This window comes from Paenibacillus sp. GYB006, from assembly GCF_036577645.1.
Lineage (GTDB): Bacteria > Bacillota > Bacilli > Paenibacillales > Paenibacillaceae > Paenibacillus.
Map to the genome: position 1 here is coordinate 14,000 of NZ_JARBDA010000024.1, position 19,900 is coordinate 33,899.

Sequence of the window (19,900 nt, forward strand, 5' to 3'; positions counted from 1 at the left end):
GGTGAACATATGCCAGTCATCGAATATAAATGTCCGAACTGCGGAAGCAGCATGGTGTTTGACAGTGAGTCAGGGATGCTGCATTGCCCGAGTTGTGGCCGTGACGATAATATTGAGGAAATCCCGGATCCTTTAACCAGAAATGTGTTTACCGAAAATGAAGTGAATGAATACCACTGCACCAGTTGCGGCGCAGTCCTCATGACAGAGGCGGAAACAGCAGCTACGGTATGCAGTTTCTGTGGTTCCTCTGTTGTGCTCGGCGACCGGCTTACTGGAGAACTAGCCCCGGCAAAGATTATTCCATTTTCCATCAGCAAAGAAGAAGCGATACAAGCTTTTCGAAAATGGTGCCGGAATGGACTTCTTACGCCAAGTAGCTTTATGACAGCGGACCGAATTAAAGGAATTACCGGAATCTACGTGCCTTTCTGGTTATATGGATTACATAATCACATTGAAGTCCGTGGTCTGGGTACAAAAGTGAGGAGTTACACAAGAGGCGATTATCATTATACGGAAACGATGCATTTTGAGGTTTACCGTAAGATCCGGCTCAATTATGATAATGTACCGATTGACGCGGCTGAGAAAATGAATGATGAACTGATGGATAAACTCGAACCTTTCCCATATGGTCAGCTAAAAAGCTTTAAATCCCCTTATCTTGCCGGGTTTGTTGCCGAAAAATATAGCTATGATGAATCAGAGCTGCTGCCGCGGGCAAAGGAAAAGATTCGTCAGTATATCGATTCTTACATTCAGTCATCAGCTTCTGGTTATGCCACGGTAAGTTTCACGGATAAGCAGATCGATACCACCTTAGCACGTGCCGATTATGTCCTGCTTCCGGTATGGATGGTGCAATATGATTATAAAAAAGCCGAGCATACATTTGCGATGAACGGACAGACAGGTAAAGTGGTGGGCAAACCTCCGATTAGCAAAGGGAAAGTAAGTGCTTGGTTTGCAGGAGTCTCTGGCATTTCATTTCTATCGCTGAAATTGATTTCCTGGATGATGGGAGGAGGATTTTGGTGAAAAAGAAGAAAGCCATCCTGACTACTTTACTGCTCTTTGCTTTTATTCTTGTGATTGTTCCTCTTGACCTGGCGGGAGCAGCCGAATCAAGTTCTATAGCTGCGGATAAACAGTTAATCTACGATGAAGCAGGGTTGTTAACTCAGGCGCAAGCAGACAGACTCAATACCATGGCCAATGAGTATGGGGCCGAGCGAAACACGGATATTATCATCTATACGACATTAAATGAAGAGGGTATAGATGCTATGATTTTGACGGAAGACTTCTATGATGAGCATGCTCCCGGATATGATCGGCCGCATGGGAATGCCGTTATTTTGACACTGGATATGAACAATACAGAAGTATATATCGCTGGATTTTATAAAGGGCTGGATTATCTTAATGACAGCAGACTAGACCAAATACGAACCAAGATCAGTCCTGATCTAAGCTATGGAAATTATGAACTTGCATTTGAGAATTATATACTAACCGTCTATGAGTTTATGGAACACCGCCCAGGAGTTTTATTTAATATTTGGTTTCAACTGGCCGTTTCTCTGGGGATCGGCGCTCTAGTCGTCGGGGTGATGGCTTATCGCTCTGGCGGACGTATCACCGTGAACCGGCAGACATATGAAGATGCAAGTACATCAGGCATACTGGATCGTCAAGATCGGTATCTGAGAACAACAGTGACCAAACGCAAGATTGAACGGAATAATAATAACGGCGGTCCTGGCGGCGGTGGCGGAGGAATCAGCAAGGGCGGCCACTCGCATAGCGGAAGCAGAGGATCGTTCTAAACGGAAGGAATGAGAGTAAATGTCTTTTTTCAAAAACCAGTTTGCAAACGTAGTCGAGTGGGAAGAGTTCAGAGATGATATGATTTTCTGGAAGTGGAGCAATAGAGAGATTAAAAAAGGAAGTAAGCTCCTTATCCGATCCGGGCAAGATGCGATCTTTATTCATAACGGAAAAATTGAAGGGATTTTTGAAGAAGAAGGCGAGTATAGCATTGAATCCGACATTGTTCCATTCCTGTCTACACTGAAAGGGTTTAAGTTTGGCTTTAACAGTGGAATGAGAGTGGAAGTGCTCTTCGTCAATACAAAAGAGTTCACTGTCAGATGGGGGACACAGAATCCTATTCTAATTCCAACCTCGCAGTTACCGGGCGGAATGCCGATCCGTGCGAACGGTACGTTCAATTTCAAAGTAAATGATTATGTGACACTTATTGATAAAATCGCAGGGGTGAAGAACAGTTATCTAGTAGAGGACGTTAAGATTCGAATTACTTCTGTGCTGGATCAGCTTCTAATGAAATGGATTAGCCGCGAAGGTAAGGATATGTTTAACTTGCAGGCCAATGCCTCTGAAATTGCAAGAGGAATCCAGGAAGATTTGGATATGCAAGTGATGAATAATGGGATGACGATTACCGGGTTTCAGGTGATGAGTTTTAATTATCCTAAAGAGATTCAGGACATGATTACGAAGACGGCCTCTCATGAAATGATCGGTAATCTGCAAAAGTATCAGCAGGTTAGTATCACTGATGCGATTGCGTCCGGCAACCTCAAAGGCGGCAGTACAGCTGCAGATATGATTGGAATACAAATGGGAATGAATGCAGCAAATCAGATGATGAAAAATATAGAATCTAACGAGAAATCCGCTGCTTCTGAAAATTCAAACGTTAAACCTGCGGCATCTTCCTCTGCGGAAGAAGGCCAGAAAAAACCGAATTTCTGTCCGAACTGTGGTACGAAGACGGAAGGTGCTAACTTTTGTCCAAACTGTGGTCAAAAATTGAGTTAATAGATAACGTATTAATGTGAAGTTACCAAAAGACACCTGAATGGTGTCTTTTTTTGTATAGTTTTCATATAGATATGCCTCTTCATATATGAATAAAGTGTAGCAAGGGAACTTTATTTATATTTTTCGTTTATTAGCAGCTATGATACCATATGTGAGGAAAAGAGGGTGATGATATGATGAATACTTCTTATTGGTTAACCAATGTAAGATTAGAACAGGGCTATATCATGGAAGATAGACAAGTAGTGGGTACGAAGACAGAGATCTGTCACGTTCGAATCGAAGACAGTGTAATTGCTGAAGTTGTGGAGGCAGGTACAGAGATCGTGAGTCCTCTTCCCAAATACGATGGCAAACAATTATTAATGCTTCCTTCCTTTGAGGAAGCGCATATTCATTTGGATAAAACGTATTATGGTGGTCCTTGGCAAGCGGTGCGAAAGGTAACCAGTATCTTCGAAAGGATTGAAGAAGAGAAGCGTTTATTACCGAAGCTCCTGCCGACGGCAAGACAACAAGCAGAGCGTATTTTGGAACTTATACAGGGATATGGTTCTACATATGTTCGAAGTCATTGTAATATTGAACCGGTGAGTGGACTACATAGGTTAGAAGCAACAAAACAAGCTTTAGATACATTTTCGGGAAAAATCACCTCTGAGATTGTAGCTTTTCCGCAGCATGGATTGCTTAGATCTGATTCTGTACAGTTGGTAAAGCAGTCAATAGCTGAGGGCGCAACTCATGTAGGCGGGGTAGATCCATATACGGTTGATGGAGATATCGAGAAATCACTGCAGACAATGGTAGAGATAGCTGTAGCGGGTAAAGCGGGAATCGACATTCATCTGCATGATAGAGACGAAGCGGGTAAGCAAACATTAACGAGACTTGCTGATCTGACGGAAGAAGCAGGATTGCAAGGGAAGGTTACCGTGAGTCATGCCTTCTGGTTTGCCAGCGCTGAAGCGCAGGAAGCTGAAGAGTTAGCAGCCCGAATGGCTTCACTCGGCATGTCAATCACATCGACCGTACCGATCGGAAGATCAACAATGCCTCTTCCAATGTTACATAAGATGGGCGTGAACGTTAAACTGTCAACGGACAGTCTAACAGATCACTGGTCTCCTTTTGGTAATGGGGATCAGCTAGAAAAGGTAGGGCGCTATGCAGAATTATATGGATGTAATGACGAGTTCTCTTTATCTCAGTCTCTTGGTTTTATCACAGGCGGAATAACACCGCTTAGTTCCAAGGGTGAACAAGTGTGGCCTAAAGCAGGGGACACGGCAAGTTTTGTGTTGGTGCATGCCCGTTGCGCGGCTGAAGCAGTTGCCCGAAGATCGGAACGAGCAGCCGTATGGTACAAAGGATGTCTTGTGAGCGGGAGCATATGATAATTGCAGTCAGTGGATAACAAAAAGAGGTTTCCTAATAGGAAACCTCTTTTACTTGATGCGAATGAAGGATTAGTTAAATGCACCTGCTTTTTCAAGCTTTTTCTTCCCATTAAACGCGAGGATGATCAGTAGGATATTAATAACCATCATACACGCAATTCCAATCAACACAGGAGTGTAAGAACCGGTTGCGTCGTAAATATATCCATATCCAGGCAAGGCAACAATTCCTGCTACAGCGAGGCCTAGAGCTACGATTGCATAAATCTGACTGTATTCTTTATTACCGAATAAAGCGGATGTCAGCAGAGGTCCAAGTGTTCCGATCGATGCAACAACAAATCCGAAGATTACCATCGCAATAGAGAACATCACCGAGTTATCCGCAGAGGTTAATAGAATGGTTACAGGAACCAGACCTAATACCATAGCAAAAATCGCTGTGTTTCTCGCACCAATCTTATCAGTTAAGAATCCGAAAGCCAAAGCACCAAGTAATGCACCGACCATCCATCCAGCCATTGCGTTACTTGCAAATATACCATCATAACCAAGTCCAACCGCAAATGTTGGAACGTGCTGCGCAAAACATCCGATTGCTGTAATAAAGAAGAAGAAGGCAATTAATGCATAGAGTGCAGAGGATTTCTTGGCTACTCCAAGTGTAACCCCTTTTTCAAGTACAGGTGTTTCTGTTTCATCTTCTTCCGTAACTTCATCTGCGCCATAAGGCTGCAGACCTTTTTCTTTTGGAGACATTCTAAGAGTGAAAAATACTACAGGAATGACGATGATGATAACCGCCACACCAACGATAATATAGGCGTTTCTCCAGCCTTCATTAGCAATCAAGGTACCAACAATCGGCTGAAGCACTGCACCCAAACCACCGGATACAGCCATCATAATACCGATCATCAGACCTTTATTCTTTTTAAACCAATTGTTGATCAGTACCGGGCCTGCCATTTGGGTAAGAAAAACTGCTCCGACAGCCATAGGAATAGAGAACAAATACCAGCCCCATACCGAGCTCATGAACCCAAACATAGCAAATGAACCGGCTTGCAGTACAGCCGCAACCATGAGTAAACCGCGGATATTGTACTTAGCCATCATCTTACCCGCGATGGGTAGGAAAATCATAGTAACAATAGAAGCAATACTAAAGTAGATGTTTAAGTCCCCCATACGAATGCCTAAATCCTGAGTAACTGGAGTTAGGAACAGTCCGCCAGAACTATTAAGACCACCTCTTGTCAAACCGACCATTATTGATACGCCTATGAGTATCCACCAAGCAAAGTGGATTTTATTCTTATTCTGATTCATGATGTCTCCTTAATTACCTTTTAGGGTATGTATAAATCTGAATTTTTTTATGTAGTTTTGTGAAAAGATGCATTACTAGATACGAAAACAGTAGTTGTTAAAATAGGTACACATATAAATTTCTCAGCGACTTTTTTCACAATTTACGAAAGTTTTGTATAGTGTGAGATCGGCATAAAAATCATTGAGGGGTTATAATGCTCGATTAATTACTATAAAGTGCTTTTTACAAAAATAACTTCTTTAGTTCTCTGTCATTCATGCCACTTTATCAGAGGTATTCGTCACTTTTCCTTCTGGTTGTTTCACTTGATACAATCCCCTTCGTCTAATAGGTGTTGTAAGCGATTTTAAAACAAATTAAAATTCAATTTGTTTTCCATCGGTATGAAACCTTGTAATTTCTAATGAGACAACCCCGTATTATTCTATAGCTACACTCCTTACTCATAATGAATTTTAGGTAACTTTTTATATACGAGTTACTTTACATAACCATATTAACTCTTCCATATAATTGTGTCAATCTTGTGAATCTAAATAAAACGCAAGATTTGTCAAGATTTTAGTGTTGAAATTATTGTGGTAGAATAATATAAATAGGTTATTTAATGTTACTAAGTTATATATTTGCACATAAGGGAATAAAAGTAATGATGAACAATTCGGAGGTGTAGGTTGTGACTGAGCAGAACGATACACAGGAGGTATGTAATAAAGTCGAAGAGGGGTATAATTTTCTAGGTAAGAAGTGGATCGGAATTATTATTCATACCTTATCTAAAGAACCAAAGAGATTTAGTGAAATTTTAGGAGCTATTCCTGATCTGAGTAAGCGAATGTTGAATGAGCGTATGAAAGAATTAGAGGATTATGGTATTGTGATTCGAAACGTGATAACAGATCGCCCTGTAAGAACAGAATATTCACTAACCCGAAAGGGAAACGAGCTCGGTGTTACACTTCGAGTGTTCGAGAAATGGGCTGAGAAATGGATGTAAACTGTATGATCCCAGGGGATTTTTGTGAGCGGGTCGTTGTAATGGAGAATACATGTGACTTGCGTTATCCTAACAATCCACAACCGCTTGAGGTTGTGGATTGTTCTATTTTATCAGCATGCCGTATCTCAATGAGTTCAATATCTAGTCGTCTTCTCAGGATTCATATAACACTCTCGTATTGCGACAGAACATGACTGAGTTCATCAAAACGGATAAACCGGGCAGAACGGTAAACTTCTTTTCCAGCATAGAAGAGTAGTAAAGTTGGTGCAGAGAAGGCAAGGTACCTAGAAGCAATCTCTGGGACGTCTTCCATGTACACATTAATGCCCTTAACGGATGGCTTGGATTCTAACATACTTGATACCTTAGCTGAGACAGCCTCACATACCCCACAATGATTTGTCTTTATAATAAATAGCACCAGCTGATTACTTTCAATTACTTGCTCAATTTCATCTAGACTCCTCATTCTTATCATCGTTCTATACCTCCCTCTGTATCTTTAATTAAGCTTCTTAACACGATCTAAATCAAGAAGTTCATAATTATCATCTAAATCTCAGAACTTGTCATTATTTCTCGGGAAATAGCTGAAAACCATAACAATAATTACAAATTATAGTAGAATAACTCTAAAAGTGTAGAACGATTATTCTTTTATATAGATTGCAGGGGGAGATACATTGTGAGTTTACTACAGGTTAAGCAAGTTCGAAAAAATGCGGGCAGTAATGTGCTTATTCCCTATATTAATTTCGAGGTTAAGCAAGGACAGTGTGTCGCTATTCAGTGTAATCATGAGCTCGGGAACCAGCTTTTGGAGACAATTGTTGGGCGAATATCTATATCTGATGGTGAAATCTTTCTTGATGGAATACATGTGAACATGGCCTCGCAAGAGATAGTAAGAAAAAGCGTAGGAGTTCAGCTTCTGAACGAAGGCGTATATGAGCGGCTTAAAGTAGGGGAGTTTCTACGTTTTTATGCGATGCTTCATGAAGTGAAGGCAGATCTTCATCCGCTGCTCAGGAGATTAGGGCTCTCTGAAAAGGAAAATACGTTGATCAGCAAGTTATCACTGTCAGAGAAAAGAAGACTTTTAATAGCCAAGGCACTAGTCCATGAACCGAAGTTGTTGCTTCTAGAAGATCCGGAACAAAATGTGGACCTAGAAACCAGTTATATCTTACGTAATTTAATCCCCCTATTGGTTGAAGAAGGGAAGTCTGTACTTATTACAACGATGGTGCTCGAACAGGCGATATCGGTAACAAGTGAGGTATATCTATACAGTCATTCTGGATTCAAAAAGTTAGACACTTCTTCAGAAGTTCCAGAGATAGACACGCCTGAAGACGGACTGGATGTTACCTCAATAGTAGACAGCGATGCTGCTCGGACAGATAATATGCCGATAGACCAAACGAACCGAGAGTGGCCAGTTGATAATTATGTGGAAGAGATAAATGCGGCAAGGGATGAAGACAAGTCTGAGATTTTTGTTCAACCCGTTCGCTTGGAGAAAATCCCGGCCAAGGTAGGAGACAAGCTCATTTTATTTGATCCGACAGAAGTGGATTATATTGAAAGCCAGGAGGGAGTAGCAAACCTCCATGTTTTGCAAGGAACATACTCGTGCTCGTTTTCTCTTACTGTTCTTGAAGAGAAACTTAAACCATATGGTTTTTTTCGCTGTCATCGTTCTTATCTCGTTAATTTGCAGAAGGTAAGAGAAGTCATTACTTGGACCAGGAACAGCTATAGTCTTATTTTGGAGGATGCAGAGAAAAGTTCAATTCCATTATCTAAAGGGAAATACGATGAGTTAAAGCAGATTTTAGGCATCTAAGACAATTCTTCGCTCAAAATGATACTCCATTCAGGTCCTTACATGCAGGTTTTAGCCCCGTTTATCCTCCTTTCATCCCTTATATAATGCGGTGTGGCGTGGTTTTTCGTAACATGAGGATATCAAAAGCGACATGCCAAACGAAAGGGATGGATGACAAGTGAAAACGATCATTGAAGTGAACGGACTGGTCAAAGCATTCGGGAATAAACGAGCGCTAAGCGATATTAACTTTACCATTAATAAAGGCGAAATCTTTGGGTTTCTCGGACCGAGCGGCTCAGGCAAAACAACAACCGTGAAAATACTCACCTCTCAGCTGCTGGCAACTGGGGGAACAGTGAATGTGTTCGGGCAGGAAATTAGAAAGACGAATGATGCCGATCATAAACGCCGAATTGGGATTTTGACTGATAATAGTGCTCTATATGAGAGGCTTACGATTCAGGATAACTTGGAAATGTTCTGCAGCTTATATGATGTAGAGAAGAAACGAATTGCTGAGGTACTGGAGGAAGTAAATCTTGCGAGTGAACGTAAGACATTAGTAAAAAAATTATCTAAAGGAATGAAGCAGCGCGTTATGCTTGCAAGAGCCATGTTACATAAACCCGACCTGCTATTTCTGGATGAGCCGACATCCGCACTTGATCCGGTGAACACCCTTCATATCCATGAAGGATTACGCAAGCTGAACAGGGAGGGAACGACAATCTTCCTTACGACACATAACATGTCCGAAGCAGAGAGTTTGTGTAGTCGGGTCGCATTTATTCACGAAGGTGTCATTAAGGCCATGGGTACACCCCAAGAGCTGCGCCTGCAACATTCAGATGATTCCTTAACCGTAACTGTTAAAGAAGAGGGCCGAATGGTACTTCAGCAGAATGAAGAGTCTGCAGGACGGATCGCAGGTTGGATGCAAGCGGGTAAACTATTGTCGATTCATTCCAATGAACCGACGTTAGGTGATATTTTCGTACAAATGACTGGGAGGGAACTACAATGACATTCTCGATGAAGAGATTTCAAGCGATTGTTCAAAAGGAATGGAAAGATAGCATTCGAAATCCGCAGGTGCTAACGATGACCGCTTTTCCGATCATATTTGCCTTCTTATTTGCACGCATGGGCACAGACCGTACGGTTAGTGAAGATATCCTCATGGTAAGTTTCCCGATCCTTATGGCATTATCTATGACGGGTTCTTTCGTACTTGCGATGATGATTGCTGAGGAAAAAGAAAAGCATACCTTGCGGGCGCTCATGTTGTCTCCGGCCAGTACACTCGAAATATTGCTTGGAAAAAGCCTTTTGACAGCGGTGCTTACGGTGGTTGCCATTTTGTTCTCGATTATGGCGAGTGAAGTCCCAGGTGTGCCTGCAGGTATCCTAGCCCTGTTTATACTCATTAATCTTATTATGTTTATGGCCATCGGCCTCATGATCGGCCTGCTTTCTCGCACGGTACAAGAATCTTCTATTATTGGTTTACCCGTGCTGCTTATCTTTGTCATGGCACCAATGTTTGCTCCCATGTTAAATAATGAGCTATTAATACAAGTAGTAAGTATACTCCCTACACAAAAGTTTATGGATATGATGAACAGTGTGGCGACGGGCCAAGGCTTTCAAGGAATAGGGGGAGACCTGATAATTTCGATCCTTTGGATGATTGCTTCTATTGTCGCCGCCGCGGCCATTTATAGACGCAGACGTTTCGATAACTAGATCTGGGGAGCCATACAGCATCTTCTTAAAACAAGGAAGCATTATATTCGTTACCAAAAAAACAAACCCGAGGTCTCTTAGAGACTTCGGGTTTATTTAGAGAGTCTGAACTCTCTCTGGTATTATCGTTCATTATAATATCCGTATTCTAATGAATAAAGATCTTACGATGTTTCTCGTTATGCTCTTCTTGTCTTACGAAGAATAAGACTAAGAATAGCAACAAGAACGATCGCACCAATCAGTGCAGGGAAGATATAAAATCCACCTGTTTCAGGTCCCCATTCTCCGAGTAGAAGACCACCAAGCCAAGCCCCTACGAAACCAGCGATAATATTACCAACAATACCGAATGGAATATCCTTGCCGACGATTAGACCTGCTAACCAACCAATAATACCACCAATAATTAATGCCCATAACCAACCCATATTTAACATCACCTTTCCATTGTTTTTCGTTTGCTGTTGATTTTATAACCGCATAATCGAAGTTCTAATCATAAACAGAGAAATATTTTAAATTTTGGGCGGTGTCTTAGTAAGGGTTCAATGGCATTAAATGATCGTTTTTCTGTGGTACAATAACAAACTGTGAGGGTATGGAACGGATTGCTATATTGTATTTGGAGAGTGATGGAACGTCATGCAGGAGTCTTTGTTAATGTTGCTTCAGCTGTTAGAACGCGCAGCCCTTTTGCTGATGTGTTTATTTGTGCTGACACGAATACCAGGATTTAAAGCTTTCTTTGAGCAAAGGGAAAAAACAGGATATGAACTTATTCTAGCAACCATCATTTTCAGCGGGTTTGCCTTATTTGGTACCTATAGTGGTATTAATGTAGAAGGTTCGCTTGTGAATGTGCGAATTATTGCCATCTTATCGGGCGGGATCCTATTTGGACCTTGGGTCGGTCTTGCAACAGGGATTATCTCCGGAATTCATCGTTTTTTGATTGATATCGGGGGCGTTACTTCCTTGCCTTGCCTGATTACGAGTATTACAGCCGGATTCGTGTCGGGACAAATATACCGAATTACATCCCGGGAACGCAGATGGAAGATGGGGATCATCGCCGGTATGGCATGTGAAGCGTTAACGATGATTTTAATTATCGTATTGGCTGAGCCTACTTCGCTTGGTGTGGTTATCGTTTCTCGAATTGGCCTTCCCATGATTATCAGCCAAGTGAGCGTGGGTCTTATTGTCATGCTCGTACAGAGTGTTGAAGGGGAGAAGGAGCTAGTCGCAGCCAAGCAGGCAAAATTGTCTCTCGATATTGCGAACAAAACACTGCCTTATTTTCGAAGCATCACTCCGGATTCGCTTCATACCATTTGCCATATTATTAAGGATGAGATTGGCGCAGATGCGGTGTCGATCACTGATACGAAGCAGATTCTGGCTTATATTGGCGTGGGTGAGGAGCACTATAAGGAGCAGCATGCCATTATTAGCGAGGAGACGAAAAACACGCTGAAAAGCGGTGAAATCATGATTCGTAACAATGATGCAGAGCATACGAACCCTTTTATTAAATCCCTGATTATTATTCCGCTGAAAGAAAAGGGCGAAGTAACCGGAGCCCTCAAGATTTATTATGCGAAGGCACATAAAATTACGGATTCCCTACAAGCGCTGGCAGTAGGATTGTCGCAGATGATTTCTACACTCATGGAAGTGTCGAGAGTAGAGGGAATTAAAGCAATGGCAAATAAAGCAGAGCTGAAGGCTCTACAGACGAAGATTAATCCTCATTTTCTATTTAATGCGCTCAATGCCATCGCTTCTTCTATCCGGACTGATCCTGATAAAGCGAGAGAATTGATTGTAAACCTGTCTGGTTATATGCGTTTTAACCTGGAGCTTAGTGATGAAATGATTGATATCCGCAAAGAACTCCAGCAAGTTAACCATTACGTAGAGATTGAGAAAGCTAGATTCGGTAATCGGCTTGAAGTGGAATATGATATTGACGAAGTAGAAGTGTGCATCCCGAGCCTTATTATTCAGCCGCTTGTTGAGAACGCAATCATCCATGGTATTCTGAAGGTTAAGGGGCCGGGTAAAGTGACGATCTCGGTCAAGGATCTCGGAGAAAACGTAAGGATTAGCATCACGGACACAGGAGCGGGAATAGCACCGGAGATTATCCGAAATGTGTATAGTGATAATATGCCTGATAACAAAATTGGACTATATAATGTTCATCAGCGCGTGAAGCTGATCTATGGAGAAGGTCTTCGTATCCGCCAGTTGGAGCAGGGGACAAGTATTGATTTTGATGTGACAAAAAGAGGTGTTCAGTAGATGAGAGCGATCATCGTGGAAGATGAAGTGTTAGCGAGGCAAGAGCTGCGTTATTTAATAGAAACACATAGCAAGATCAAGGTAGAGGCCGAGTTTGAAGATGGTCTGGATGCTCTGAAATTTTTGCAGAGTCAAGAGGTTGACGTCTTGTTCTTAGATATCAATATTCCTTCTATTGACGGGGTATTACTTGCCCATAATATCAGCAAATTTTCTGTTAAACCTTACATTGTGTTTATCACGGCATATAAGGAACACGCCGTGGAGGCATTTGAAGTAGAGGCCTTTGACTATATTCTCAAACCCTACAGTGAGTCCCGCATTACATCTATGCTGGCAAAATTGGAAACGGCATATATAGGGCAGCGCAGAGCCATCCCGGAGCAACATTTGCCTTCCATTACAAAGGTGAATTTATATAAGAATGAAAAAATAATCGTGGTTGATGCAGATGATATCTATTATGCCGTTGCCCAGGAGAAGACAACAGAGGTAGTGACGAAGAACGAGAAATACACGATGCAGCTAAGTATCAGCGAATTTTATGAGCGCCTTCCTAAAGAGGTCTTTTTCCGCTGTCATCGTTCTTATCTTGTGAACACAGAGAAAATTAAGGAGATTGTCCCATGGTTTAATAATACATATTTACTTCGGTTAAGTGAGATTGATGCTGAAATCCCCGTCAGCCGCAGTAAAGCTAAAGAGTTCAGGCAACTTATGCGATTATAGAGGCATTTCATTCCGAATTCAGGTTATTTCATTCCTGTTTTCGCTTTTTCCTTAAATGTAAGCGCTACAATGAGAGTGTGTTAAGAGCTCAAGTACACTTACATTAGACAAAAGAAAGAAGGAAAACAACATGAATGGAAAACCTGTAAATCGCCTTCTTATTGTTCTTGGTACCGTTATTATGCAGATGGGTCTTGGAACCATCTATACATGGAGTTTATTTAATTCACCGCTTGTTGACAAATTTGGATGGGAGCTTAGTTCAGTCTCCATTACCTTTTCAATAACCAGCTTTGCGCTCGCCTTTTCAACTCTTTTTGCAGGGAAAATACAAGAGAAAATCGGCCTTCGTAAATTGACAGCTGCTGCTGGTATTCTACTTGGCATTGGGTTAATCCTTAGTTCGCAAGCAAGTTCACTGGCTTCTCTGTATATTCTAGCTGGTGTTATTGTTGGATTCGCCGACGGTACGGCGTATATAACTTCTTTATCAAATCTTATGAAATGGTTTCCTGATCGAAAAGGGCTTATCTCTGGTATCTCCGTTGGGGCATATGGTACAGGAAGTCTTATCTTTAAATATGTTAATGGTGGTTTGATTCATTCCGTTGGTGTTTCTCAAGCATTCCTGTATTGGGGACTCATTGTCATGGCTATGATCTTGGTGGGTTCGATGCTGGTAAGAGAAGCATCGGTAGAATCCGAAGAAGCTAAGGCTGGCTCTAAAACGCAGACAACTACCTCGAATGCAGCAGTTCCTGTGCAGGTGAATTATACGGTAGGAGAGATGCTTCGCACGAAACAAGCATATCTGTTGTTTGTTATCTTCTTCACCGCATGTATGAGCGGATTGTATTTAATCGGTATTGTAAAAGATATCGGTGTTCAGCTAGCCCATCTTGATGCAGCGACGGCGGCTAATGCTGTAGCTCTTGTTGCTATCTTTAATACAGCAGGACGACTTATTCTCGGGGCGTTGTCTGATAAAGTTAGCCGCTTAAAACTTGTGGGCTGCACACTGGCTGTAACGGCAGCATCCGCGGTCGTACTTAGCGTAGTTCCATTAAACTTTGGACTGTTCTTCGCTTGCGTAGCAGCGATTGCATTCTGTTTTGGAGGTAATATTACCGTATTTCCAGCGATAGTGAGTGACTTCTTTGGACTGAAAAATCAAACCAAAAACTATGGCATTATCTATCAAGGTTTCGGTATTGGTGCACTGTCCGGTTCGTTTATCGCTGCCATGATGGGCGGATTTAAGTTAACCTTTATCGTTATTGGCGGACTATGTGTAATCTCGGTCCTGATTGCTATGACGATGAATCCTCCACTTAGCAAAAAAGCAGAGAAAGAGGCAGCATTCAAAGCTTACAAACGTACCGCTTAAAAACCTATGATAACAAATAAACATCCCCCGATGGTAACAACGCTGGGGGATGTTTATTTGTTTTCGCACCATTTTTAGTGCTGTTACAGAAGGGTTACATAGTCTTGTTCATTCGCTTCGAACGCCTCTCTGCCAATAGGGTGAAGAGTAGAATGATTGCATAGTAAAGTAGATGAAAGCTGATCATTCCGGCGGTTTCATAAGATGTATTTATAAATAATCGGCTAAATCCAACAATGGTGCCATAGAAGGGGAATAACAGAATAAAAGTGGTAGTGGAGTCTTGATTATAGGTGTAAAGCAACAAAAAAAATGCCAGTCCGCCAAGCCAGTAGATGGAAGTTATAATCATGAAATCGATCCGACGATTTCTCATCGATATCGAATAGAGCAGCCAGGTAAGCAAGAAGAGAGCTGTAAAGACATAGATTCCAGCACTGTTTTCCCCGTAAGAAATGGACCAGAGAATATTCATCCCTCCAAAGCAGAAATGGATCATAAACATAAACATGAGATGCATAGGATACATAGCCCATCGTTCTGAGGGACTCATTTTCATCGTAATTCCCACCCTTATTAGTCACTTATATTTACTTCTACACTTAACTTATAAACAACAGTAATGGGCAGGAAGTTGCATTAGATATGAAAAAGGAGAGGCTTCAGCCTTTTTCAGGCAAGAAGTCTCTCCTTTGATTTGTTTTACACAAACCCATTGATGAATGGGGCTGTTACCAATTTTTTTCGCCAGACAGATATTTCTCTGTAAGGACAGTCAGAAGCTGAATGCCAACCTGGTTATGTCCACCCTCAGGGATAATAATGTCAGCATACTTTTTAGAAGGCTCGATAAATGCTTCATGCATCGGTTTTACCGTTGCGAGGTACTGCTGATGAATGGACTGGATTGTCCGTCCACGCTCCTCAATATCACGCACAACACGGCGCAGAATCCGTACATCGGGATCAGAGTCTACGAATACCTTAATGTCCAGCATCGCGCGCAAGTTTTCATCTGAAAGAACATGTAATCCTTCGATAATGATGATATTGTTTGGTTTTAGCTGGACTGTCTCTGATGCAGAACGTGCATGTATTGTAAAATCATAAACAGGAGCAAAGGCAGTTTGTCCATCTTTAAGAGCATTTAAATGTTGAATTAACAGCTCATTATCAAACGCAAACGGATGGTCATAGTTGGTGAGCTCACGCTCAGCCAGACTAAGATGAGCCTGATCTTTATAGTAGTTGTCCTGAGATATAAAAGTCACTTTACTCGAACCTAGACGTTCAATAACGGAACGAGCTACTGTTGTTTTACCTGAACCGGTTCCCCCGGCAATACCAATAATCAGCATGCGATACCATAAACCTCCCTAGAATAATTGCCAGAGCAATTTCAGTATTGTAGCATAGAAGGTCCTTTTTTTCATCTACAAGGCGCATAAAGGGAAGATTAGGCAGTTCTTATGCCCTTATATCTTTGCCCGATGATATCGGAATTATGTCCCTCATTCAAAGATCGATTTAGTTGCTGAATTTCATATAGTACTGATATAAGATTTGCGTTCCTTTATCATCGTATCCAAGTTCTGATAACTCTTCATACAAAGACTTGGCCAGAGCAAGTCCAGGTGTCTGCAGCCCCATCTCTTCTGCCGAGGATAGAGCTATACCCATATCTTTAATAAAATGTTTGACGAAAAATCCAGGTTCATGATCACCTGCAATCATTCGCGGACCCAGGTTACTGAGCGACCAGCTTCCTGCTGCGCCTGTCTCAATGCTCTTCAATACGTTTTCAGGATCCAGCCCTGAAGTTTTCGCATAAGCGAGTGCTTCACAGACCCCCATCATATTGGAAGCAATCGCGATCTGGTTGCACATTTTTGTATGTTGACCAGCTCCTGCAGGTCCTTGGTGTACAATATTTTTACCCATCAGTTCAAAGATGGGTCTAACTGCTTCATAATCCGCTTTCTTTCCGCCGACCATGATGGATAGTGTGGCATTCTTTGCACCTGTATCTCCGCCAGATACAGGCGCATCAAGAGCGTGTAATCCCGATTTCAAAGCTTTCTCGTGGATCCGCGCAGCCAGCTGTGGACTAGAGGTCGTCATATCAATTAGATAAGCTCCGGAAGGAGCGTTTGCTATGATTCCATTTTCTCCAAGATAAATTTCTTCTACGTCTTTGGGGTACCCTACCATAGTAATGATCACACTGCATGCTGCAGCAAGGCTTGCCGGTGATTCATGCCAAGTTGCACCTTGCTTGATCAATACCTTGCTTGATCAATTCTTCTGCTTTGGCGGCGGTTCTTGTGTAGACATGAAGAGCATAGCCGGCTTTTTGCAGATGCCCTGCCATACTTTTGCCCATTACGCCAGTACCGATAAATCCTACAGTTGTTTGCTCTGGTGATACGATCATTTATTTACCTCCTGGGTGAATTGGTTTTGATTTGATCTATCCTTTATTTTTCGTATTATATCCCTTTTTTTACTAAGGTTCTATGAAGCGGTTGACAGTACCTGACAATAATCTTTAAGATATCGAATACTTTTTATCTACTAGCCAGATTGATTGAGAAAGCAGAAAGGGAGACGATACTTATGAAGCGGATTTGTTTGTTGTTGCCTAATGGATTTGAAGCAATAGAAGCCAGTGTATTTACCGATGTGCTGGGTTGGAATAAGCTGGAGGGTGATGGAACTACGGAGCTCATAACCGTAGGAACGAGGGATACACTAGCGTGTACATGGAATTTCAAGGTGACACCGGAACTGCTAATTAACAATGTTAGTGCAAATGATTTCGATGTATTAGCGATACCCGGCGGATTTGAAGAAGCGGGTTATTTTGAGGATGCTTTCAGGGAAGATGTGCTTGAACTGGTGCGCGAATTTAATCGTCAAGGAAAGATCATTGCGACGATCTGTTTAGCAGCGCTGATCCTTGGAAAAAGCGGGGTTCTCGAAGGAAGAAACGCCACCACATACAATCTAAGTAATGGGAAAAGACAGGCCCAGCTTGCTGAGATGGGTGCTAAGGTCATTCCTGACCAGCCGATTGTTATTGACGATAATCTAATCACTTCATCAAGTCCATCATTGGGTTTTGATGTAGCGTTCCTTCTGCTCGAGAAGTTAACTTCTAAGGCGAATACAAAGGAAGTAAAACGACTGATGGGCTTTATTTCATAGCAGCAAAGGTATAGCCAAATTGTTGCCTGATGCGATGTAAAATAACTGACCTGATTTTCATTGACAATGAATGGGAAAGGTGATATTTTTAATTTACTTAATACCCATTGGATTAATATGAAATGCATAAACCGACTGTTCATACAGAGGTATTGCACGCGTACAACCGCGCTGCGATACCTCTTTTTTGTATCATTATACAGATGTCATACCATATCGACCGTACCTGCGGAGATATCCTGCTAGCCTGCATAAGGTGGCAAGATATTTTCGCTATTTTAGGTTGGAAAGGGGAAATCAAATTGAGCAGTATTACAGTGACGACTTCAAAGCAGAGTCCAGGAAGGTGGAGTCTCTTGGGACTTGGTCTTATTATTCCTGTATCTGTGCTTCTAGTATGGCAGCTTCTTGGATTTTACGGTGTGATCTCTGAATTATTATTTCCAACCCCGATTGCCATTGGAAAAGCACTGATCCAGCTAACCTTGTCTGGGGATTTATGGGGACATTTTAAAGTGAGTATCATACGAGCGTTCGCTGGTTTTCTGCTTGGCGGAAGTTTGGGCTTTATTTTTGGACTCTTGGTAGGTCTTTTTAAAACATCAGAAAAGTTTCTTGATCCGTCAATTCAGATGATAAGAATGATCCCAAGCCTTGCTGTGGTACCTCTTTTTATTCTCTGGTTTGGAATCGGAGAAGAATCTAAGGTATTACTTATCGCAAAAAGTGCATTTTTCCCCCTCTACATCAATACTTTTATGGGAATCCGCGGGGGAGATAATAAGTTATTTGAGGTAGCCAAGGTTCTAGGTTTCAACAAATGGAAGCAAATCGTAAGACTTGTGATTCCAGGTGCCCTGCCAAACATTTTGCTCGGTATAAGGTTATCGATTGGCCTTTCCTGGCTTGGACTAGTCGTAGCCGAGCTGATTGCTTCTACATCAGGGATTGGATATATGATGTCTGACGCTAGACAATTTGCTGACACCCCGGTTGTTTTTGTCGGCATCATTATTTTCGCTTGTGCAGGTTTGGCTACAGATGGACTCGTAAGGCTGGTTGAGGCTCGTATGCTGCGCTGGAAAGATACATACGGCGGCTAAAAAAATAGAAAGGGAGGATTGAGATGAACGAGCGAGCAGATCCGATACTGCAGCATAAAGCGAATAGGTCAAGTAAGATTCAAGGCACAGTCACAGCAAACCATCACAAGGAGTATCGACCGAGGAATATCCGGAAGCGGAAGAGGAAAAAAGGAGCTGATGTAGCCGCTGCAATGCTTATTCCGCTCTTTATCATTGCGATATGGCAATATGCAGCGGGTGAGGGTTATATCTCTGCTCTTTTTTTACCGACTCCGCTCTCCATTGCAGAGCAATTTTTTCGTCTTATCGCTACAGGAGAACTCTTTCATCACTTAGGTATCAGTATGTATCGTGCGTTTATTGGGTTTCTTGCGGGGTCTTTTCTAGGATTAGCGCTTGGCACGTTCACAGGTTTCTCGCGAATAGCATCATATCTTATGGATCCAAGTATCCAAGTCCTGCGGCTTGTTCCGCATCTTGCCATTGCCCCGCTCATTATTCTTTGGTTCGGATTTGGAGAGGTATCCAAAGTAGTCATCATTACAAGCGGAGCTTTTTTCCCACTCTATATCCATACCTATACGGGGATCCGAAATGTTGATAACAAACTTTATGAAGTAGGAGAGGTACTTGAATTCAGCTTGAAGCGAAAACTGATGAGACTCATTCTTCCTGCAGCCTTACCGAGTATTTTACTTGGGATCCGTTTGTCGCTGGCTGTCTCCTGGATTGGACTTGTTGTAGCCGAGCTGATTGGATCGCAGTCAGGGGTAGGCTTCCTTATTAATCAGGCCAAGCAGAATTCGGACACAGAGGTTATTTTTGTAGGCATTATCATTTTTGCTGTAGTAGGTAAGCTGATTGACACTATGATGCGGATTTTAGAAAAAAAGCTGCTTCATTATCGGGATAGTTATCAGGGCTGATACGAAGATACAAAAAAATAATGAAGAAAAGCATCGATAATGTGATCATTGTTTCATTTAACAGCTTACGCTAAACGAAATGAA

General features: G+C 42.0%; 19 protein-coding genes and 1 pseudogene. 14 read left to right on the plus strand and 6 right to left on the minus strand.

Annotation, left to right across the window (positions count from 1 at the left end):
- Nucleotides 1-9 precede the first annotated feature (9 nt).
- The 4 genes from PV403_RS23525 to PV403_RS23540 all read left to right on the plus strand — a co-directional run bounded on the left by PV403_RS23525 (nt 10) and on the right by PV403_RS23540 (nt 4,250).
- Entirely contained in the window at nt 10-1,041 is a 1,032-nt protein-coding gene (locus tag PV403_RS23525; RefSeq protein ID WP_332086144.1) for a TFIIB-type zinc ribbon-containing protein, read from the plus strand.
- Entirely contained in the window at nt 1,038-1,832 is a 795-nt protein-coding gene (locus PV403_RS23530) for a TPM domain-containing protein (protein WP_332086145.1), read from the plus strand. Before PV403_RS23525 ends, PV403_RS23530 begins: the two co-directional genes overlap by 4 nt.
- 19 nt (nt 1,833-1,851) lie before the next feature.
- Nucleotides 1,852-2,850, plus strand: a complete 999-nt coding sequence (locus PV403_RS23535) for an SPFH domain-containing protein (RefSeq protein WP_332086146.1) — start codon at nt 1,852-1,854, stop codon at nt 2,848-2,850.
- A 179-nt stretch (nt 2,851-3,029) separates the two neighbouring features.
- The gene (locus PV403_RS23540; RefSeq protein ID WP_332086168.1) at nt 3,030-4,250 is read left to right on the plus strand and encodes an amidohydrolase; all 1,221 of its coding nucleotides are present in this window, start codon (nt 3,030-3,032) and stop codon (nt 4,248-4,250) included.
- Between the two features lie 72 nt (nt 4,251-4,322).
- Here PV403_RS23540 and PV403_RS23545 read toward each other — a convergent pair whose 3' ends face one another.
- Nucleotides 4,323-5,585 (minus strand): MFS transporter, encoded by a 1,263-nt coding sequence (locus PV403_RS23545; RefSeq protein WP_332086147.1) that lies wholly within the window; start codon nt 5,583-5,585, stop codon nt 4,323-4,325.
- A gap of 680 nt (nt 5,586-6,265) precedes the next feature.
- Between PV403_RS23545 and PV403_RS23550 the strand changes: the two genes are divergently transcribed.
- Nucleotides 6,266-6,586 carry a winged helix-turn-helix transcriptional regulator gene (locus PV403_RS23550; RefSeq protein WP_332086148.1) on the plus strand — a complete coding sequence of 107 codons (321 nt, stop codon included), beginning with the start codon at nt 6,266-6,268 and terminating at the stop codon, nt 6,584-6,586.
- A 163-nt stretch (nt 6,587-6,749) separates the two neighbouring features.
- Here PV403_RS23550 and PV403_RS23555 read toward each other — a convergent pair whose 3' ends face one another.
- The gene (locus PV403_RS23555) at nt 6,750-7,070 is read right to left on the minus strand and encodes a thioredoxin family protein (RefSeq protein WP_332086149.1); all 321 of its coding nucleotides are present in this window, start codon (nt 7,068-7,070) and stop codon (nt 6,750-6,752) included.
- A 207-nt stretch (nt 7,071-7,277) separates the two neighbouring features.
- On the opposite strand from PV403_RS23555, the gene PV403_RS23560 reads away from it, so the two are divergent.
- From PV403_RS23560 to PV403_RS23570, 3 genes are all read left to right on the plus strand, one after another.
- The gene (locus PV403_RS23560; RefSeq protein WP_332086150.1) at nt 7,278-8,441 is read left to right on the plus strand and encodes a LytTR family transcriptional regulator DNA-binding domain-containing protein; all 1,164 of its coding nucleotides are present in this window, start codon (nt 7,278-7,280) and stop codon (nt 8,439-8,441) included.
- A 160-nt stretch (nt 8,442-8,601) separates the two neighbouring features.
- A complete protein-coding gene (locus PV403_RS23565; protein ID WP_332086151.1) occupies nt 8,602-9,450 on the plus strand; it encodes an ABC transporter ATP-binding protein in 849 nt (282 codons plus the stop codon).
- On the plus strand, nt 9,447-10,172 hold the full coding sequence (locus PV403_RS23570) for an ABC transporter permease (protein WP_332086152.1): 726 nt from the start codon (nt 9,447-9,449) through the stop codon (nt 10,170-10,172). Before PV403_RS23565 ends, PV403_RS23570 begins: the two co-directional genes overlap by 4 nt.
- 179 nt (nt 10,173-10,351) lie before the next feature.
- On the opposite strand, the gene PV403_RS23575 is transcribed toward PV403_RS23570, so the two are convergent.
- On the minus strand, nt 10,352-10,603 hold the full coding sequence (locus PV403_RS23575) for a GlsB/YeaQ/YmgE family stress response membrane protein (RefSeq protein WP_191804307.1): 252 nt from the start codon (nt 10,601-10,603) through the stop codon (nt 10,352-10,354).
- A 214-nt stretch (nt 10,604-10,817) separates the two neighbouring features.
- On the opposite strand from PV403_RS23575, the gene PV403_RS23580 reads away from it, so the two are divergent.
- The 3 genes from PV403_RS23580 (at nt 10,818) to PV403_RS23590 (ending at nt 14,598) form a co-directional block, all read left to right on the plus strand.
- Nucleotides 10,818-12,482, plus strand: coding sequence for a sensor histidine kinase (locus PV403_RS23580; RefSeq protein WP_332086153.1), 1,665 nt, complete (start codon nt 10,818-10,820; stop codon nt 12,480-12,482).
- Nucleotides 12,483-13,211, plus strand: coding sequence for a LytR/AlgR family response regulator transcription factor (locus PV403_RS23585; RefSeq protein WP_332086154.1), 729 nt, complete (start codon nt 12,483-12,485; stop codon nt 13,209-13,211). It abuts the gene before it with no gap.
- Between the two features lie 130 nt (nt 13,212-13,341).
- The gene (locus tag PV403_RS23590) at nt 13,342-14,598 is read left to right on the plus strand and encodes an L-lactate MFS transporter (RefSeq protein ID WP_332086155.1); all 1,257 of its coding nucleotides are present in this window, start codon (nt 13,342-13,344) and stop codon (nt 14,596-14,598) included.
- 94 nt (nt 14,599-14,692) lie between these two features.
- On the opposite strand, the gene PV403_RS23595 is transcribed toward PV403_RS23590, so the two are convergent.
- The 3 genes and pseudogenes from PV403_RS23595 to PV403_RS23605 all read right to left on the minus strand — a co-directional run bounded on the left by PV403_RS23595 (nt 14,693) and on the right by PV403_RS23605 (nt 17,032).
- A complete protein-coding gene (locus PV403_RS23595; RefSeq protein WP_332086156.1) occupies nt 14,693-15,157 on the minus strand; it encodes a hypothetical protein in 465 nt (154 codons plus the stop codon).
- A gap of 172 nt (nt 15,158-15,329) precedes the next feature.
- Complete coding sequence (gene udk / locus PV403_RS23600; protein ID WP_332086157.1) at nt 15,330-15,956, minus strand: uridine kinase; 627 nt, start codon at nt 15,954-15,956, stop codon at nt 15,330-15,332.
- Between the two features lie 169 nt (nt 15,957-16,125).
- Nucleotides 16,126-17,032, minus strand: a pseudogene (locus PV403_RS23605) (NAD(P)-dependent oxidoreductase).
- 182 nt (nt 17,033-17,214) lie between these two features.
- Between PV403_RS23605 and PV403_RS23610 the strand changes: the two are divergent.
- From PV403_RS23610 to PV403_RS23620, 3 genes are all read left to right on the plus strand, one after another.
- Nucleotides 17,215-17,805 (plus strand): DJ-1/PfpI family protein, encoded by a 591-nt coding sequence (locus PV403_RS23610; RefSeq protein ID WP_332086158.1) that lies wholly within the window; start codon nt 17,215-17,217, stop codon nt 17,803-17,805.
- 302 nt (nt 17,806-18,107) lie between these two features.
- The gene (locus tag PV403_RS23615; protein WP_332086159.1) at nt 18,108-18,908 is read left to right on the plus strand and encodes an ABC transporter permease; all 801 of its coding nucleotides are present in this window, start codon (nt 18,108-18,110) and stop codon (nt 18,906-18,908) included.
- 23 nt (nt 18,909-18,931) lie between these two features.
- The gene (locus PV403_RS23620; protein ID WP_332086160.1) at nt 18,932-19,816 is read left to right on the plus strand and encodes an ABC transporter permease; all 885 of its coding nucleotides are present in this window, start codon (nt 18,932-18,934) and stop codon (nt 19,814-19,816) included.
- The last annotated feature ends 84 nt before the right edge of the window (nt 19,817-19,900 follow it).

Bases quoted from the DNA above. Each gene is read 5' to 3' on its own strand.
- PV403_RS23525 (WP_332086144.1), top strand. From the start codon at position 10: ATGCCAGTCATCGAATATAAATGTCCGAACTGCGGAAGCAGCATGGTG.
- PV403_RS23535 (WP_332086146.1), top strand. From the start codon at position 1,852: ATGTCTTTTTTCAAAAACCAGTTTGCAAACGTAGTCGAGTGGGAAGAG.
- PV403_RS23540 (WP_332086168.1), top strand. From the start codon at position 3,030: ATGAATACTTCTTATTGGTTAACCAATGTAAGATTAGAACAGGGCTAT.
- PV403_RS23545 (WP_332086147.1), bottom strand. From the start codon at position 5,585: ATGAATCAGAATAAGAATAAAATCCACTTTGCTTGGTGGATACTCATA.
- PV403_RS23555 (WP_332086149.1), bottom strand. From the start codon at position 7,070: ATGATAAGAATGAGGAGTCTAGATGAAATTGAGCAAGTAATTGAAAGT.
- PV403_RS23570 (WP_332086152.1), top strand. From the start codon at position 9,447: ATGACATTCTCGATGAAGAGATTTCAAGCGATTGTTCAAAAGGAATGG.
- PV403_RS23575 (WP_191804307.1), bottom strand. From the start codon at position 10,603: ATGGGTTGGTTATGGGCATTAATTATTGGTGGTATTATTGGTTGGTTA.
- PV403_RS23580 (WP_332086153.1), top strand. From the start codon at position 10,818: ATGCAGGAGTCTTTGTTAATGTTGCTTCAGCTGTTAGAACGCGCAGCC.
- PV403_RS23585 (WP_332086154.1), top strand. From the start codon at position 12,483: ATGAGAGCGATCATCGTGGAAGATGAAGTGTTAGCGAGGCAAGAGCTG.
- PV403_RS23590 (WP_332086155.1), top strand. From the start codon at position 13,342: ATGAATGGAAAACCTGTAAATCGCCTTCTTATTGTTCTTGGTACCGTT.
- PV403_RS23595 (WP_332086156.1), bottom strand. From the start codon at position 15,157: ATGAAAATGAGTCCCTCAGAACGATGGGCTATGTATCCTATGCATCTC.
- udk (WP_332086157.1), bottom strand. From the start codon at position 15,956: ATGCTGATTATTGGTATTGCCGGGGGAACCGGTTCAGGTAAAACAACA.
- PV403_RS23610 (WP_332086158.1), top strand. From the start codon at position 17,215: ATGAAGCGGATTTGTTTGTTGTTGCCTAATGGATTTGAAGCAATAGAA.
- PV403_RS23620 (WP_332086160.1), top strand. From the start codon at position 18,932: ATGAACGAGCGAGCAGATCCGATACTGCAGCATAAAGCGAATAGGTCA.